1 protein-coding gene is annotated in these 279 nt (G+C 49.5%); it reads left to right on the top strand.

All coding sequences use genetic code 11. The features are described 5' to 3' along the window. On the top strand, nucleotides 1-279 hold a 279-nt coding region (locus tag AB4585_RS24010; RefSeq protein WP_372171261.1), incomplete at both ends, for a ferrochelatase.

The following is a 279-nucleotide window of genomic DNA, read 5'->3' as shown; positions in this document are numbered from 1 at the left end:
CCATTAAACGATTCTTAAGTCAGTTTCTACACGACAAGCGTGTAGTGGATATGACGCGTTGGTTATGGTGCCCATTGCTGCACGGCGTGATATTGCCTATTCGCGCTCCCAAGGTAGCCAAGCTCTATCAAGGGGTATGGATGAGTGAAGGCTCACCCCTGATGGTCTTCTCTCGCAGGCAAGCGAGTAAATTAAAGCAAAGCCTCAATGTTCCAGTTGAGCTTGGGATGACCTATGGTAATCCAAGCTTGCTGTCTGGCATGCAGTCACTGCTTGAGC

The organism is Vibrio sp. 10N.222.49.C9 (genome assembly GCF_041474985.1).
In the GTDB taxonomy this organism is placed as follows: Bacteria; Pseudomonadota; Gammaproteobacteria; order Enterobacterales; family Vibrionaceae; genus Vibrio; species Vibrio crassostreae_C.
The sequence above is the reverse complement of the archived record's forward strand: the minus strand, read 5'-3'. Positions and strand labels throughout refer to the sequence as shown.